A 215-nucleotide genomic window follows, 5' to 3' on the forward strand; every position below is an offset into this window, starting at 1 on the left:
GAGCCATCAACATGGCACGACCATGTTCATGACGGTGCTGGCGGCCTGGGCGGCGGTGCTGGCGCGCCTGTCGGGGCAGGACGACCTTGTCATCGGCGTGCCGAGTGCCAATCGCGGCCGGCGCGAGGTCGAGGAGCTGATCGGCTTCTTCGTCAACACCCTGGCGGTTCGCATCGATCTGTCCGGCGAACCGAGCGTGTCGGAGCTGCTGGAGC

The 215-nt window shown here is 67.4% G+C and carries 1 protein-coding gene; it reads left to right on the plus strand.

Annotated features, from left to right (window positions below):
• Positions 1–22 precede the first annotated feature (22 nt).
• Positions 23–215, plus strand: a 193-nt coding sequence (locus AYK65_RS34055; RefSeq protein ID WP_275531701.1) for a condensation domain-containing protein, incomplete at its 3' end; no start/stop codon positions are given.

It is taken from the genome of Ensifer aridi (genome assembly GCF_002078505.1).
GTDB lineage: Bacteria > Pseudomonadota > Alphaproteobacteria > Rhizobiales > Rhizobiaceae > Sinorhizobium > Sinorhizobium aridi.